This is a genomic window from Kitasatospora sp. NPDC040550 (assembly GCF_055594965.1).
In genome coordinates this window covers 247,848-262,853 of sequence record NZ_JBVIWC010000006.1, presented here as the reverse complement: position 1 = coordinate 262,853, position 15,006 = coordinate 247,848, and the positions used below count along the sequence as shown (strand labels likewise).

Annotated in this window: 10 protein-coding genes; 5 read left to right on the top strand and 5 right to left on the bottom strand. The window is 74.8% G+C overall.

From position 1 onward, the window contains the following. The first annotated feature begins 67 nt into the window (after positions 1-67). From ACZ58X_RS12175 to ACZ58X_RS12155, 5 genes are all read left to right on the top strand, one after another. A complete protein-coding gene (locus ACZ58X_RS12175; RefSeq protein WP_470333579.1) occupies positions 68-661 on the top strand; it encodes a thioredoxin family protein in 594 nt (197 codons plus the stop codon). Then, the gene (locus tag ACZ58X_RS12170; RefSeq protein WP_470333578.1) at positions 658-1,170 is read left to right on the top strand and encodes a hypothetical protein; all 513 of its coding nucleotides are present in this window, start codon (positions 658-660) and stop codon (positions 1,168-1,170) included. The genes ACZ58X_RS12175 and ACZ58X_RS12170 overlap by 4 nt, the downstream gene beginning before the upstream one ends. 95 nt (positions 1,171-1,265) lie before the next feature. Continuing rightward, a complete protein-coding gene (locus ACZ58X_RS12165) occupies positions 1,266-1,844 on the top strand; it encodes a hypothetical protein (RefSeq protein ID WP_470333577.1) in 579 nt (192 codons plus the stop codon). 72 nt (positions 1,845-1,916) lie between these two features. Then, positions 1,917-2,276: an antibiotic biosynthesis monooxygenase family protein gene (locus ACZ58X_RS12160; protein WP_470333576.1), complete on the top strand. Its 360-nt coding sequence runs from the start codon at positions 1,917-1,919 to the stop codon at positions 2,274-2,276. Between the two features lie 126 nt (positions 2,277-2,402). Next, the gene (locus ACZ58X_RS12155) at positions 2,403-3,536 is read left to right on the top strand and encodes an FAD-dependent oxidoreductase (protein ID WP_470333575.1); all 1,134 of its coding nucleotides are present in this window, start codon (positions 2,403-2,405) and stop codon (positions 3,534-3,536) included. Between the two features lie 251 nt (positions 3,537-3,787). On the opposite strand, the gene ACZ58X_RS12150 is transcribed toward ACZ58X_RS12155, so the two are convergent. The 5 genes from ACZ58X_RS12150 to ACZ58X_RS12130 form a co-directional block, all read right to left on the bottom strand. Beyond that, entirely contained in the window at positions 3,788-4,300 is a 513-nt protein-coding gene (locus ACZ58X_RS12150) for a hypothetical protein (RefSeq protein WP_470333574.1), read from the bottom strand. A gap of 402 nt (positions 4,301-4,702) precedes the next feature. After that, complete coding sequence (locus ACZ58X_RS12145) at positions 4,703-6,055, bottom strand: MFS transporter (RefSeq protein WP_470333573.1); 1,353 nt, start codon at positions 6,053-6,055, stop codon at positions 4,703-4,705. Beyond that, positions 6,052-6,717 (bottom strand): ArsR/SmtB family transcription factor, encoded by a 666-nt coding sequence (locus ACZ58X_RS12140; protein ID WP_470333572.1) that lies wholly within the window; start codon positions 6,715-6,717, stop codon positions 6,052-6,054. Before ACZ58X_RS12140 ends, ACZ58X_RS12145 begins: the two co-directional genes overlap by 4 nt. Before the next feature lie 92 nt (positions 6,718-6,809). Beyond that, on the bottom strand, positions 6,810-8,360 hold the full coding sequence (locus ACZ58X_RS12135; protein ID WP_470333571.1) for an aspartate aminotransferase family protein: 1,551 nt from the start codon (positions 8,358-8,360) through the stop codon (positions 6,810-6,812). Positions 8,361-8,385: 25 nt separating this feature from the next. Further along, positions 8,386-14,985 (bottom strand): SDR family NAD(P)-dependent oxidoreductase, encoded by a 6,600-nt coding sequence (locus ACZ58X_RS12130; protein ID WP_470333570.1) that lies wholly within the window; start codon positions 14,983-14,985, stop codon positions 8,386-8,388. Positions 14,986-15,006 lie beyond the last annotated feature (21 nt).

Below are 15,006 nucleotides of genomic sequence, written 5' to 3'. Positions count from 1 at the left end.
ACATCCAACAGTTCACTGCCCGTCGGTACGACCGACCACCACCCACCCACCACCCGAAGGGGAACCCATGCGCTACCACCGTGCCCTGCTCGCCGGCGCCCTCCTGTCGACCGTGCTGATCTCCGGCTGCGGCTCGGGCGGCAGCCCTGCCACCCGTGCCGCCGGGAGCCCCACGACGGCTCCGGCCACCGCCACCCCGGCCGTCGCCACCCCAGCCGCGCCGACGGGCACCGCGGCCACGGCTGCCGGGGCGGGAGCCGCCGACCTGCCCGACGGGTACGACGCGACCCGGGACGCCGAGGCCGATGTGAAGGCCGCCCTGGCCCGGTCCGCCGGGGACCAGCGCCCGGTCCTGCTCGACTTCGGGGCCAACTGGTGCCCCGACTGCAAGGTGTTGGACAAGCTGTTCCGCTCCCCGCAGGTCAGCCCGCTGCTACGGGACGACTACCGGGTCGTCGCGGTGGACGTCGGCCGGTTCGACCACAACCTCGACCTCGCCGCCCGGTACGTCGACCTCCAGAGCAGCGGCATACCCGCCCTGGTGGTGCTCTCCCCCGACGGCACCGTGCGCACCGCCAGCAACGACGGCGCCTTCTCCAACGCCCGTGCCATCAGCGCCGGAACGGTCGCCACCTTCCTCAAGCGCTGGGCGCAGGCATGACCGTGACCCGACGGGCGCCCGGCGCGCTCGCCGCAGTCCTGGTCCTCGGGGCGGCCGGCTGCGCCGCCGACCCGGCCCCGGCCGCCGCCACCGCCGCCACCTACCGTGGCGGCGGGGTCACCGTCGCCCTCCGGCTCGCCCCCGAGGAGGACGGCCGCCTGCTCCTCGACGCCACCTTCACACCCGACGAGGCCGGCTTCCACCTCTACAGCGTCGACCTGCCCGCCGACGGCATCGACGGCCTCGGCCTGCCGACCCGGCTGGCCGTGCGCGGCGGCCTGGCGGCGGACGGCGCCGTCCGGGCCGACCGCCCGCTGCGCACCGTCAGCCCCCTGGGCCTCGGGGTGCAGCTGCCCGTGTACCCGGACGGCGCGGTCACCGTCGCCCTCCCCGTCCGCCGGACCGGGAGTGGGCCGAGCGAAGCCGTCGTCAGCTTCGGCGCGTGCAGCGAACAGCGTTGCCTGATCCCCGTCACCGAGCAGGTCGTCCCGCTCGGCACGGTCGGCTGACGAACCGATCACGGACCCGTCACACCGCCCGCACCCGACCGTGCGTACGGCTACGGTCACTTCGACCACCCGCACCACGACCCAAGGAACCCCCCATGCGCCGCACCGCCCTCGTCCTGCTCGCCGTCGCCCTGAGCGCCACGGCGGCCGCCTGCGGCAGTTCCGGCTCCGGCTCCGGCATCACCGCTGCCGGACCGGCGGCCGCCACCCCGACGGCCACGGGGAGCGGCGCCTTCACCACGGACACCCCCTCCGCCGCCCCTACCCGCGTCGCCCCGGGTGCGATCGCCCGCACCGCCGCGGGCACCTTCGCCACGGTCGCCATGACCGTCCCCAGCGCGCAGTTCGGCCGCTCCGTGACCGCCGAGGACGACCCGAACCACCTCCTCGGCCGACCCGGCCAGTACACCTCGAAGATCACCTTCACCGACACCCGCATCAAGGCGGCCGACCTTGAGGGCCAGGACGCCGACTCGGTGGCCCGCGGCGGCGCCATCGAGGTCTTCACCACCCCCGCCGACGCCGAGCAGCGCGCCACGTACATCCAGGACACCGTCAAGTCGATGCCCGCGCTGCTGGAGTACGACTACGTCAAGGGCGCCGTGCTGATCCGCGTCTCCAAGCTCCTCACCCCGGCCCAGGCCGGGAACTACCAGGGCGCGATCGGCGCCTGACCCGCCGTCCCCCTTCGTCCCCATCCCGGAGGGACGCTGGATCGTCGCCGGTCCCGGACCTACCGTGGCGCCATGAGCGATCACCGGGAAGCGCCCGCGATGCCCGTCCAGGCCTTCGAACCCCCGTACTACCTGGCCGTGTTCACCGCCGTACGGACGGCCGACCAGGACGGCTACCGGGAGACGAACGCCCGGCTGGAGGAGTTGGTGCGGTCCGTCCCCGGCTACCTGGGGATGGACTACGCCCAGTCCCCCGGCGGACCGGCCGTCACCGTCGCCTACTTCCGCGACGCCGAGACCCTCGACCGGTGGCGCACCGACGCCGAGCACCGGGCCGCGCAGCGGCGCGGCCGGGCCCAGTGGTACCGGAGCTACTCGCTGCACGTGGCCAAGGTCGAACACAGCCACGGCTTCACCCGCGCGGAAGGGTGACGGCGGAGGGGTGACAGCTGTCATACCGGATCCGTGACGGAGCGACCTGCCGCGCGGGGGCCGTGGTCGGCCAGGCTGATGCCGCAAGGAACGGACGAACGGGCGGACGGAACGAGGATGCGCAGCATGAAGGTGTTGGTGGCCGGGGCCGGGATCGGCGGGCTCTGTCTGGCCCAGGGGCTGGTCCGGGCCGGGATCGACGTGCGGGTGTTCGAGCGGGAGGGCGCGGCGGACAGCCGGTACCAGGGGTTCCGGATCGGCCTGGACGAGCCCGGGCTGGCCGCGCTGCGGGAGTGCCTGCCGCCCCGGCTGCACGCACTGCTGGCGGCGGTGACCGGGCCGCTCGCCGGCGAACGGCGGGTGGTGGACGAGCAGTTGACGGAGCTGCGGCGGCTCGGCCCGACCAGCGGGGGCACCGCCGCCGACCGGCACGTGCTGCGGCAGCTGCTGCTGGCGGGGCTCGGGGACCGGGTGGAGTTCGGGCGGGCCGTGGTCGGGTACCGGGAGCGGGCGGACGGCCGGGTGGAGGCGCGGTTCGCGGACGGCACCGGCGTGGTGGGCGACCTACTGGTCGGGGCGGACGGCGTGGGCTCTGCCGTGCGGCGGCAGCTGCTGCCCGAGGCCGGGGTCACCGCCGTACCGGGTGGCGCGCTGCTGGGGCGCACCCCGATGACCGAGCGGCTGGCCGCGCTGGTGCCGGGCGCCGGCACCCTGGTCCAGGGGCCCGGGGCGAGCCTGCTGATCGGCCGGATGGACTTCCGCCGCCCGCCCCGCCTCGCGGCGGCGGAACTGGCACCGGAGGTGGAACTCCCGGACACCGGAAGCTACCTGCGCTGGGTGGTGATGCTGCCCGAGCCGCTCACCGGCCCCGCACCGACGGACTGGGCACAGGTGCGCGACCAGCTGCTCACCCTGGTCCTCGACTGGCACCCCGACCTGGTCGAGCTGGTCCGGCGGTCCGACGTCGGCAACAGCTCACCGCTGACGTTCCGCTACTCCGAGCCGGTACCGCACTGGGGCACCGGGCCGGTCACCCTGCTCGGCGACGCGATCCACCCCATGCCGCCCAGCGCCGGCCAGGGCGCCAACCTGGCGTTCCGCGACGCCGCCCTGCTCTGCCGCTCGCTCACCGCCGTCCACCACGGCGAGGCCGAACTGCCCGCCGCCGTCCGGGAGTACGAGCTGCGGATGCTCGACCGGGGCTTCGCCGCGGTCGCCGCCGGGCTGGCCCGCCTCCCGGACTTCACCCCGGCACGCTAGATGTATCGGCCATGAGCGTTGTTGACCGTGGTCGGGCTTGATCACGGCGAAGACCTCCGGTGTGGTGGAGGCATGCCGGCGAAGCACCAGCCCGATGGACCGCCGAGCAGGTCCCGGCCGGTCTCACCACCGACCCCCAGAGCCTGAGATGCTCCGCGATCCCGGACTCACAGCCCGGCCCGTGGCGGCAGTTCCGTCCGTGATCGACCACGCCACGCCCGTCCCGGTCCCGCCGCCATCCCCACTGAGCGTCAGCTCTCCGACCAGTACAAGAGGGGGACGAGCGTCGGGTTGCTCTGGTAGAGCAGCTCCATCACCGCGTCGTAGTCGAATCCTCCCTCCTTGAAGTTGTTGACGATGAGCCGGGCATCCTTGCAGAACTTGGCGTCCTTGGAGTTGAAATCACCGAGCCACCAGCTCTCGTCCAGGATGAGCGGACGATAGCCCTTCTTGCTGGCCGGATCCGTGATCGCTTCGAGGAAGGCCGAGCCCTTGTTGAAGTCCTTCCCGGGCAGCAGCCAGAAGACCTGCTTCTGCGATTCTTTGTGCAGGATGAGTGACTTGAAGTCCTCATCGAATTCGAGGTACCTGGTCGGCTGGTTCCTGGCTTCGAGCATCTCTTCCCGGTTTGCCGGGAAGAGCCAGCTCCTCTTTGATCCGAAGAAGAAGATGCAGCTTTCGAGCACATCGGCAGGAACAGACTTGTACTGCTTCGAAAGAAAGGATGCGCTCAGAAACACAGAGCGCCGGTTGTCGTCGGCCATGACTGATCCCCTCGTCCTTGGTTGGACTGCTGTCGCTCAGCTCTGCCCTGGGCGACAGCAGAGAAACATCAGCGTGCTGATGCCACCCGTTCGAGTGATCCGCAAGGGCCTGGCCGGCACCCCCGCGGCAACGCTGGCTGCCGCCCGGGCCGAGGAGTGTGACCGGGAGTTGCTCGGGGGCGAAGAGGCGGGCCCCGCAGCCGTTGGTCCCGCCCCGGGGGCCGGCTGGGTGCCTCCACCTGCGTGGCCGTCGTCCACTCCGACGGACAGTCGGGGCACATTGCCCTCCGGGCGACCCCTCACCGCAGCAGCGCCGAACCAAGACCATTCCTCAACGCCAGTGGCTGGGTGGGCCGTGCCGAATGCGCAGGGCCCACCTGGTGCCCGGGTGTGGGGAGCGGGCTAATCGGCCGCTGCCTGGATGACGTCGTCGATCCTGTAGTCCGGAACCTGGATGTCCAGCGCCTGGTCCACCGGTGCGCCGGTCGGCGAATTGGCCATCGCGCGCCATTCCGGCCGCAGTCCGGCCAGATTCGTGGTGAGGAAGTACGCGGCGCCGCAGCCGAGCAGCACCGGCACGAGTCCGACAGCGGTCACCGCCGCCCCGGCGATCAGCCCGCCGAGGGGGATGCCGGCCCAGGCCAGTGAGTCACCGAGTGCGTTGACCCGGCCCAGCATCCGGCGCGGCACCCGCTCGACGAGCAGGGCTCCCAGCACTGGGTTGACGAAGCCGGCACCGAACCCGCTGACCGCGAAGACGGCCAGTACCACCCCCAACGGGGCATCGAAAGCGAGGATCACGAACCTCGGTGCCCCGGCCAGCAGGAACCCGGCAAGAACCACCACCCGCCGCCCCAGCCGGTGCGCGACCACGGCGGCGATCAGGCTCCCGCCGACCGCCGCAGCCCCCATCGCACTGCCCATCAGGCCGATCGCGGTCGGCCCGTTCCCGGACTCTCTGGCCCAGACGGGTACGAGCACCGAGGTGAACGCGGCGTCCAGCAGGTTGGTGACGCCGACCATGCCGATGACGGTGAGCAGCAATGGCTCGCCGCGCAGGAAGGTGAAGCCCTCGCCGAACCGCTTCCAGTAACCCGGTCCCGTTCCCCCGGCCGGTGAGGGGGCTTCCTCGGCCGCGTGCCCCATGCCACGAGGCAGCGCGAGTCTGATGATCACCGATCCGAGGGCGAAGCAACCTGCATTGAGGGTGAGTCCGGTCAGGGGACCGAGCAGCGCCACCAGGGATCCGCCGACCGCCAGGCCGACGGTGGAGGCGAGCCGCTCGGTCACACCGGCCAGACCGGTGGCCCGCTCCAACGGCACCCGGCCGCGCTCGGCTGCCTCCGGGACCATCACCTCCTTGGCCAGGTCGCCGGGTCCCCGGGCCGCGCCGATCAGCGCGACCAGGGCCAGCAGGAGCGGAAAGGAGAGCAGATCCAGGGTGTGGAGCAGGGGCACCGCGGCGGCGGCGGTCGCGCTGGCCAGATCGGTGGTCCAGGAAACGGCCCGCGGGCCGATCCGGTCCACCAGCGGTCCGGTGAACGCCTTGACCACCACGTAGGGAGTCATCTCACAGAAGGCGACCAGTCCGGTCTGGGTGGCGCTGCCGGTGGTGACGAGGACGAACCAGGGCAGCGCCACCACGGAGATCCGAGTGCCGGTCAGCGACACGGCCATGGCTGCCAGGACCGCGGCCAGCGGCCGTAAGGACCTCTTGCGGGGTATGCCCCCGGTCTCCGAGGCGTCGTCGGTCATGACGTCGGGCTTCCTTCCGCTTCCTGAGGGCCGGAAGGGAGCGACGACGCGGCAGGCGCATCCGGTTCGGGCAGGATCTTCGTGATCACGGCGACCCGTTCGGCTCCCTCGGGGGCACTTGCCGCCGCCTCCGGCGTGTCTCGCCGGTAGCGCGCGATGACGTCCGCCAACTCCCGGTACAGGGTCGTGGCTTCCTCAGGCGTGAGCCGCAGGGACCAGTCGCTCATGTCGAAGGTGTTCCGCCATGCGCGGGGCATCGTCTGGAGCCCGTTCAGGGTCTGCTGCGTGCGCAGGGTGTAGATGGCGGCGATCGACTGCTGGTAGGCCAGTGCGGCCTCGGGCTCCTGCTCGGCCAGCTCCGGATCGTTGAACCAGGTCGTCCGGTGCGCCGAACGCCACCAGCGCTCCCGCGCGTTGCCGCGTTCGGTGTCCTCGTCGACGAAACCGGCTGCGCCGAGCTGCCGGAGGTGGTAGCTGGCCGTGCCGGAGTTCACGCCCAGCCGCTCCGCGAGGCGGGTGGCCGTCGACGGGCCGTACTTCCTCAGCAGCCCGACCAACTGCACGCGCACCGGATGCGCCAGGGCGCGCAGCCCCTTGGCATCCAGGACAACCGAGTCCTCGTCAACGTTCGGGCCGTCCGGCCTCTCCACTGCGTCAGCCATGCGACACACGGTAGACCGCAAAGGGTTCTTCGCAAAGGGTTATTCGCGAAGAACCCTTTGCGGTTCAATGCGCGAGAGGTGCCGCCGCTGCGTCACCGTGCGAGGAGGCGGTCGCCGTCCTGGGCGCGGAGGAGTTCGCAGAGGGCGCGCAGGCCGGTTTCGGCTTGGGCGATCTGGGGGTCGGTGATGTGGACGGAGGGTTCGATCCGCAGGGTGGTCGTCGCGCTGGCGGTGGGGAAGACCCGCAGGGCGTGGGCGTGCAGGAGGTAGCCGGCGGCGGCGTAGCCGAGGACGCCGGCCCGGGAGAGTTCGCGCAGGGCCGGGGAGGTGGAGTCGGTCTGGTCGCGCAGTTCCAGGCCGAGCATCAGGCCGCGGCCGCGGACGTCGGCGACGACGTCCTTGAAGTCGTCGCGGATGCCCTCCAGTCGGGCCAGGATCCGCTCACCGCGCTCGGCGGCCTGCCGGTAGCGGGCGCCGCCGTCGGCCTCCAGCAGGTCGAGGGTGCGGGCGGCGATCAGGGTGGAGAAGGCGTCCTTGGCGAAGGTGGAGCTGTGCAGCAGCTCGAATCCGGGCCGGTGGCGCCGGTGGTGCACCAGCATGACCGCGGCCTTGGCGAGGCCGCCGCCGAGGCTCTTGGCGAGCACGTAGTAGTCGCCGCGCAGCCCGATGGCGGAGCTCGCCAGGAAGCTGCCGGTGCGGCCCATGCCGCTCTGCACCTCGTCCACCACGATCGGGCAGTCCGCCTCGGCGCAGATCCGCTGGAGCTCGCGCGCGTACCCGGCGGTGAGCGGCCGGACCCCGCCCTCGCCCTGGACGGGTTCCAGTACCAGGGCGCCCAGCCGGGGCAGTCGGTGCTCGACGAGGTCCACGGTGCCGTCGGAGACGGTGAGGCCCAGTACCGCCCGGTGTTCCTCGGCGATCGCCGCGGCGAGGGCGGCCGGGTCCTCGGCGGGGACGAACCGGCAGGGGGCGGCCAGGGCCCGGAAGGGCTCCCGGACGACCGGGTTGTGGGTGAGCTGGACGCTGCCGACGAGCTTGCCGTGGAAGCCGCCCGCCAGGGCGAGCAGCACGGGCGGCTCCTCGGCCCGGGACCGGTTGGCGGCGGTCAGGGCGGCGGCCAGGGTCTCGAAGTCCCCGCCGTCGGCGAACTGCTGGGCGGCTGCGGAGAGGACGGCGCCCGCGCGGACGGCCCGGCGGGCCCGGTCGACCTCCTCGTCGATCCGGGCGAGCAGCTCGGCCGCCTTGAGCCTGCGGTCGAGTTCGGCGTGCTTGACGGCGGCCTCGACCGCCTCGGCGCCGCTGTTGGCGAAGACGGCGGTGTACGGGCCCGGGTCGCCGGTGTCGCGGTGGAGGATCTCGTTGAGCCGCCGGGCGACGGTCTCGGCGTACGGGTGCAGCGAGAACTGGGCGTGCACCGGCACCCGAGCGCTCAGCAACTCCTGCGCGAGGGCGAGGATTTCGGGGTGGTTGTGGCCGAGGATCGTCGCGCCGAAGCCGCCGACGAGGTCGAGCACGGGGAGCTCGCGGCCGTCGTCGCCGCGCCGGTAGAGGGTGTCGCCCTCGGCGCGGACGTACTCGACGGCCAGCCCCAGGGACTCCAGTTGGGCGCGGAGGAAGGGTTCGGCCAGTCCGGTGGTGGTCATCGCGGTGCCTCTCTGGCGGTGCCGGTCAGAGCCGGGTGTCGATGAAGCGGAGGAGTTCGTCGTCGTCGGCGTCGGCCAGTTCTTCGGCCAGGTCCTTGGCTGCTTCCCGGGCCGGTTCCCCGGTCGGGGCGGCCGCCGTCGGAGCGGCGGTGGCGGCGGCGGGTTCGAGCCGCTGGAGCAGGGTGCGCAGCCGGGTGGTGAGGTCCGCGCGGGACTCCTCGTCCACGGCCGTGAGGGTGCGTTCCAGGGTGTCCAGGGCGGCGGCCGCCTGCTGGTGTTCCCGGGCGGAGCCGAGCAGGCGGCCCAGTTGATCGGCGACGGCGGCCGGGCTGGGGTGGTCGTAGACCAGGGTGGCGGGGAGCCGGGCGCCGGTGAGCCGGGCCAGCCGGTCGCGGAGTTCGAGCGCCATCAGGGAGTCGAAGCCCGCGTACTCGAAGGGTTCCTCGGCCGGGATCCGCTCGTCCGCCCCGAGCACCTCGGCGGCCTCGACCCGGACCAGGTCGAGCAGTGCGGCGGGGTCGGCGGCGACCAGCCGGACGGCCTGCGGTTCGGCGGCCGCCGTGCCCGGGGTGGAGCCGGCGGTGCCCCGGGTGGGATCGGTGGCTTCGGGTGCGGGCCCGGCGAGTTCGCGCAGCAGCGCGGGGACCGGGTGCCGGACGGCGCCGAGGTCCAGGGCGAGCGGGACGAGGACGGCCCGGCCGTCGGCGAGGCCCGCGTCGAACAGCCGCAGCCCCTCGGCGGGTCGGAGCGGCCGGACGCCGGTGCGGGCCAGCCGGGCCCGGTCGGCCCGGCCCAGGGCGGCGGTCATGCCGTCGGGCGCGTCCCAGGACCCCCAGGCCAGCGACACCGCGGGCAGCCCGGCGGCCCGGCGGCGGCTCGCGAGGCCGTCCAGGAAGGCGTTGGCGGCCGCGTACCCGGCCTGGCCCGCGGTGCCCAGGACACCGGCGGCGGACGAGCAGAGCACGAGCGCGACGGCCGCGGGGAGCTCACGGGTGGCCCGGTCGAGCCAGACGGCGGCGTCGGCCTTGGGGCGCAGCACGGTGTCGAACCGGTCGGGGGTCTGGGAGCCGACCACCGCGTCGTCCAGCACCCCGGCGGCGTGCACGACGACGGTGAGCGGCGCCTCGGCGGGCACACCAGCGACGAGGGCGCGGACCTGCTCGCGGTCGGCGACGTCGCACCGGACGGCCTCCGCGTGGGCACCCAACTCGGCCAGTTCGGCACAGAGTTCGGCGACTCCGGGGGCGTCCTCGCCGCGTCGGGAGGCGAGCAGGACGCGGCGCAGGCCGTGGCCGGTCACCAGGTGGCGGGCGATCAGTCGGCCGAGCAGGCCGGTGCCGCCGGTGACGATCGCGGTGCCGGCCGGGTCGAGCACCGGGCCGCCCGCCGGAGCGGCGGTGCGGGCGGCCAGGCGGGGCACCCGGACGGCCCGGCCGCGGAGGGCGAACTGCGGCTCGTCGGCGGCAGCCGCCTCGCCCAGGGCGGTCGCGACCGCTCGGGCACAGTCCTCGGGGGTCGCGTCGGCGGGCAGGTCGAGGTCGGCGAGCACCAGGCGGCCGGGGTGCTCGGCCTGGGCCGAGCGGACCAGGCCGCACACGGCGGCCTCGGCGGGGTCCACCGGTTCACCGTTCTCGGTCGCGACGCCGTGGCGGGTGGCGACGACCAGGCGGCCGCCCTCGTGCCGGGGGTCGGCGAGGAAGTGCTGGACGGCCGTCAGGGCGCGGGCGGTCCTGCGCCGGACCCGCGCGGCGTCCTCGGCGGGGACGTCGGGGGCGCCGGCGGCGTCGGAGGTGTCGGGGGTGTCGGCGGCGGAGGGCGGGAGCAGCAGCCAACCGGACGCGTCCGGGGGCAGCGCCGCCGGGTCCGCGACCGGTGTCACCGGGACGGGCGCCGCGCCCCGGGCGGGCAGGTCCCGCCAGGCGAGGCGGAACAGCTCACCCGTGCTGGCGAACGCCTGCCCCGGCCCGGGCTCCGACTGCGGCACCGACTGCGCCACCAACACCGACACCGGCTCCGGCTCCAGCTCCGGCCAGTACCGCCGCCCCCGGAAGGGGTAGGTCGGCAGGTCGATCCGGCGCGCGCCGGGCGGCAGCAGGGGTGTCCAGTCGACCGGGACGCCCCGGACGAAGGCCTCGGCAAGTGAACGGGCGAACCGCGCCCGGCCGCCCTCGCCCCGGGTCAGGCTGCCGCAGACCACGGCCGCCCGGCCCACCCCGGCGTCGGCCAGCGTCGCCTCGATCGCCGCGCCCAGCACCGGGTGCGCGCCGACCTCGACGAAGGCCGTGAAGCCCTGCTCGGCGAGCGCCCGTACGGCGGGTTCGAAGCGGACCGGGTGGCGCAGGTTGCGGTACCAGTAGTCGGGCCCGACCGGGCCGCTGACCCAGCCGCCGTCGACCGTCGAGTACCAGGGCACCGTCGGCGCCGACGACCGTACGCCGTCGAGGAGTTGCCGCAGTTCCGGCTCCAGCCGCGCCACCTGCGCGGTGTGCGAGGCGTAGTCGACCGGGATCATCCGCACGTCGATCCCGCGCCGCTCCAGTTCGGCGTGGAACCCGCTGAGCGCCGCGCTGTCCCCGCCGACCACGGTGCGCTCCGGCCCGTTCACGGCGGCGATCTCGACTCCCCCGCCGCAGGCCCGGATCCAGTCCCGGACCCGGCGTTCGGGCAGCGGCACGGAGAGCATGCCGCCGCTGCCCGCAAGGCGGGCGCCGATCGCCCGGCTGCGCAGCGCGACCGTCCGGGCGGCGTCCGCCAGGGTCAGCGCGCCGGCCGCGCAGGCCGCGGCGATCTCGCCCTGCGAGTGGCCGAGGACGGCCGCCGGGCGGACGCCGTACGACTGCCAGAGGGCGGCGAGCGAGACCATCACCGCGAAGGACACCGGCTGGGCCACGTCCACCCGGTCCAGCGGTGGGGCGTCGGGGGCGCCGTGCACGACGTCGGCGAGCGACCAGTCGACGTGCCCGGCGAGGGCCTGTTCGCAGGCGGTCATCCGCTCCGCGAAGACCGCTTCGGAGTGCCACAACTCCCGGCCCATTCCGGCCCATTGGGCGCCCTGGCCGGGGAAGACCAGGACCACGCCCTGGTCCGCCCGGTCCGCCGGCGCGGTGCCGGTGACCAACCCGGGGGCTACCCCTGGGGCCACCCCGCCGGCCGCGTCGGCCGCGTCGGCCGCTCCCGCAGCGAGGGCCCGCAGCGCAGCGCCGGTGTCCGCCCGGTCCGCCGCCAGCACGACGGCCCGGTGCTCGAACAGGGCCCGCCCGGCGAGTGCGGAGCGCGCCACGTCCTGCGGCCGGGCCCCGCCGTCCACCAGCTCGGCCAGCCGCCCGGCCTGGGCGGCCAGCGCCGCCGGGGTCCGGGCGGACACCACCAGCGGCACCAGCGGTTCCGGCCCGACCGTGGTGGCGGGCTCCTCCACCGGGGCCTGTTCCAGCAGCACATGGGCGTTGGTCCCGCTGATCCCGAACGAGGAGACCCCGGCCCGGCGCGGACGCCCCCGCTCGGGCCAGGGGGCGGTGGCGCTGCGCAGCCGCACCGCGCCGCCCGACCAGTCGACCCGGCTGCTGGGGTGGTCGACGTGCAGGGTGCGGGGCAGTACGCCGTGCTGGAGGGCCAGTACGGTGGCCGCCACGCCGACGACGCCGGCGGCCGCCTGGGTGTGGCCGAGGTTGGACTTCACCGAGCCCAGCAGCAGGGGCTCGGCGCGCTCCGGCCCGTACGCGGCGATCAGCGCCTGGGCCTCGATCGGGTCGCCCAGTACGGTGCCGGTGCCGTGCGCCTCCACCGCGTCGACCTCGTCGGGGCGCAGTCCGGCGTCGGTCAGGGCGCGGCGGATCACCCGCTGCTGGGCGGGGCCGTTGGGCGCGGTCAGCCCGTTGGAGGCGCCGTCCTGGTTGACGGCGGAGCCGCGCACCACGGCGAGCGGGCGGCGGCCGGCCCGGCGGGCGGCGGAGAGCCGCTCCAGGACGAGGACGGCGGCGCCCTCGGCCCAGCCGGTGCCGTCGGCGGCCTCCGCGAAGGGCTTGCAGCGCCCGTCGGGGGCGATGGCGCGCTGGCGGGAGAACTCGACGAAGGCGTCCGGGGTGACCATCACCGTCGCCCCGCCGACCAGCGCGGCCGTGCACTCGCCGGCCCGCAGCGAGCGCAGTGCCAGGTGCAGGGCGACCAGCGAGGAGGAGCAGGCGGTGTCCACGGCGACGGCCGGGCCGTGGGTGCCCAGGACGTACGCGACCCGGCCGGCGGCGATGCTGGTCGCGCTGCCGGTGACCCGGTAGCCGTCGGCCGCGCGGGAGACCGGGACGCGCTCGGTGTAGCCGTTGGCGAACACGCCGGTGAACACGCCGACGTCCTGGCCGCGCAGGTCGGTCGGGGCGAGGCCGGCCCGCTCCAGCGCCTCCCAGCTGGTCTCCAGCAGGAGCCGCTGCTGGGGGTCCATCGCGGCGGCCTCGCGCGGGGAGATGCCGAAGAAGTCGGCGTCGAAGAGCGCGGCGTCGCGCAGGAAGCTGCCGTGCCGGGTGTCGGAGCGGCCGGGGGCCTCGGGGTCGGGGTCGGCGAGGGTGGCGAGGTCCCAGCCGCGGTCCTCGGGGAAGCCGGAGACGGCGTCCCGCTCCTCGCTGAGCAGCTGCCAGAGCGCCTCGGGGGTGGTGATGCCGCCGGGGAGGCGGACGGCCATGCCGGTGATCACCACCGGGTCGTCGACCGGCACGGCCTCGGCCTCGGGTTCGGGCACGGTCTCGGACTTGGGGTCGGGGTCGGGGTCGAACTCGCCGTCCGTGGCCCGGCTTTCGCCGAGCCGGGCACGCAGCAGGGCGACGACGGCCGCCGGGGTCGGGTGGTCGAAGGCCAGCGTGGCGGGCAGGCTCAGGCCGGTGGCCTCGGCCAGCCGGTCGCGCAGGGCGACGGCCCGGAGGGAGTCCAGGCCGAGTTCGGCGAAGCTGGCGGTGGCGCCGTAGCGGCGGCCGGGCGGGAAGCCGAGCGCCGACTCGGTCGCGGCGGCGACCAGTCCGGCCAGACCGTCCGGGCGCGGCGGCCCGGCAGCTTCCGGCCTGGAGACTTCCGGCCCGGGGGCTTTCGGACCGGAGGCTTCCGTCACCGCGGGCAGCAGCCGCCGCAGCGCCGCCCGGTCCGCCTTCCCGGCGCCGTTGCGCGGGATCTCCGCGACCAGGTGCAGCCGGACGGGCAGCTTGTGCGGCGCCAGCCGGGCCGCGCCGAACTCCCGTACCGTCTCCAGGGTCGGGGCGCTGCCGGGCTCGGCCGCGGCCACCGCGACGACGGTCTCGCCCCACTCCGGGTGGGCGGCGCCGAGGACGGCGAGTTCGCGCAGGCCGGGGCAGTCGGCCAGGGCGCGCTCGACCTCGGCGGGGTAGACCTTCTCGCCGTTCTGGATGATCACGTTCTTGAGCCGGTCGACCAGGTACAGGCAGCCGTCGGCGTCCAGCCGCCCGAGGTCGCCGGTGCGGAACCAGCCGTCGGCGTCCCGGAGTTGCTCCTCGCCGCGCCAGTAGCCGGGCGAGACGTGCTTGCCGCGCACCCAGACCTCGCCCGGCCGGTCCGGGTCGGCGACGTCCGCGCCGGTCTCCGGGTCGACGATCCGCAGCTGGGTGAAGGGCATCGCCCGGCCCGCCGAGCCGGCCTTCGCCAGGGTGAGCTCCGGCGGCAGGTAGCTGGCGAAGCAGGCGGTCTCGGTCAGGCCCCAGGCCTGCTGGAGCAGCACCCCGCGGGCGGCGTAGTCGCGGACCAGCCCGGGCGGGACGGGGGCACCGGCCACCACGGCGCCGCGCAGCGCGGACAGGTCGGCCTCGGCGAAGCCGGGCTGCCGGGCCAGCAGGGCGTACATCGAGGGGACGGCGAAGAAGGTGTCGACCCTGAGGGCGACCAGGTCGCGCAAGGTCCGCTCGGGCTCGAAACGGCGGCGGAGCACGGTGGTGCCGCCGTGGCCGAGGTTGCGCAGGGTGAAGCAGTTGAGCCCGCCGATGTGCGACAGCGGGGTGACCACCAGGTTGACGTCGTCCTCGCGGGTGGTCATCGCCGCGTCGATGTTGGCGGCGTTCCACCAGATGTTGCCGTGGGTGAGCCGGACGCCCTTGGGCCGGCCGGTGGTGCCGGAGGTGTACAGCAGGACGGCGAGGTCCTCGGCGTCCAGCGGCGCGGGCTGGCGCGGCGGTTGGGGGGCCGCCGCCAGGGCGGCGGCGAGCGGCGTCCAGCGCGGGTCGGGCGGGCCGGCCACGGGGACGGCCGGGTCGTCGTCCACCAGCAGCAGCCGCGCCCCGGACGCCGGGTCGACCAGCGGCGCGTGGCCCGGTTCGGCGACCACGGTGTGCGCCTCGCAGTCCCGCAGCAGCTCCGCCACCTCGGCGGCGCCGAGCCGGTGGTTGACGGGGACGAAGGCGGCGCCGAGCCAGCCGCAGGCGAGGTACGTCACCAGCAGCGTCGGGCTGTTCAGACCCAGGTAGGCGACCTGGCGGCCGGCCGTCACACCGCCGTCGGCGAGCACCTCGGCGAGGCGGCCGGCCCGGTCCAGCAGTTCGGGGTAGCCGATCTCGGCCTCCTCGTAGTGCAGGGCCGGGCCCGCCCCGGGCCGCCGGGCCGCGCGGCGCAGCGCGTCGATCGGGGTGATCTCCAGATGCATGGTCGTCCTCCTGGTCGGGCG

Coding starts and splice junctions, on each gene's coding strand:
- ACZ58X_RS12175 (WP_470333579.1), top strand. CDS start 68: ATGCGCTACCACCGTGCCCTGCTCGCCGGCGCCCTCCTGTCGACCGTG.
- ACZ58X_RS12165 (WP_470333577.1), top strand. CDS start 1,266: ATGCGCCGCACCGCCCTCGTCCTGCTCGCCGTCGCCCTGAGCGCCACG.
- ACZ58X_RS12145 (WP_470333573.1), bottom strand. CDS start 6,055: ATGACCGACGACGCCTCGGAGACCGGGGGCATACCCCGCAAGAGGTCC.
- ACZ58X_RS12140 (WP_470333572.1), bottom strand. CDS start 6,717: ATGGCTGACGCAGTGGAGAGGCCGGACGGCCCGAACGTTGACGAGGAC.
- ACZ58X_RS12130 (WP_470333570.1), bottom strand. CDS start 14,985: ATGCATCTGGAGATCACCCCGATCGACGCGCTGCGCCGCGCGGCCCGG.
- ACZ58X_RS12160 (WP_470333576.1), top strand. CDS start 1,917: ATGAGCGATCACCGGGAAGCGCCCGCGATGCCCGTCCAGGCCTTCGAA.
- ACZ58X_RS12135 (WP_470333571.1), bottom strand. CDS start 8,360: ATGACCACCACCGGACTGGCCGAACCCTTCCTCCGCGCCCAACTGGAG.
- ACZ58X_RS12170 (WP_470333578.1), top strand. CDS start 658: ATGACCGTGACCCGACGGGCGCCCGGCGCGCTCGCCGCAGTCCTGGTC.
- ACZ58X_RS12150 (WP_470333574.1), bottom strand. CDS start 4,300: ATGGCCGACGACAACCGGCGCTCTGTGTTTCTGAGCGCATCCTTTCTT.
- ACZ58X_RS12155 (WP_470333575.1), top strand. CDS start 2,403: ATGAAGGTGTTGGTGGCCGGGGCCGGGATCGGCGGGCTCTGTCTGGCC.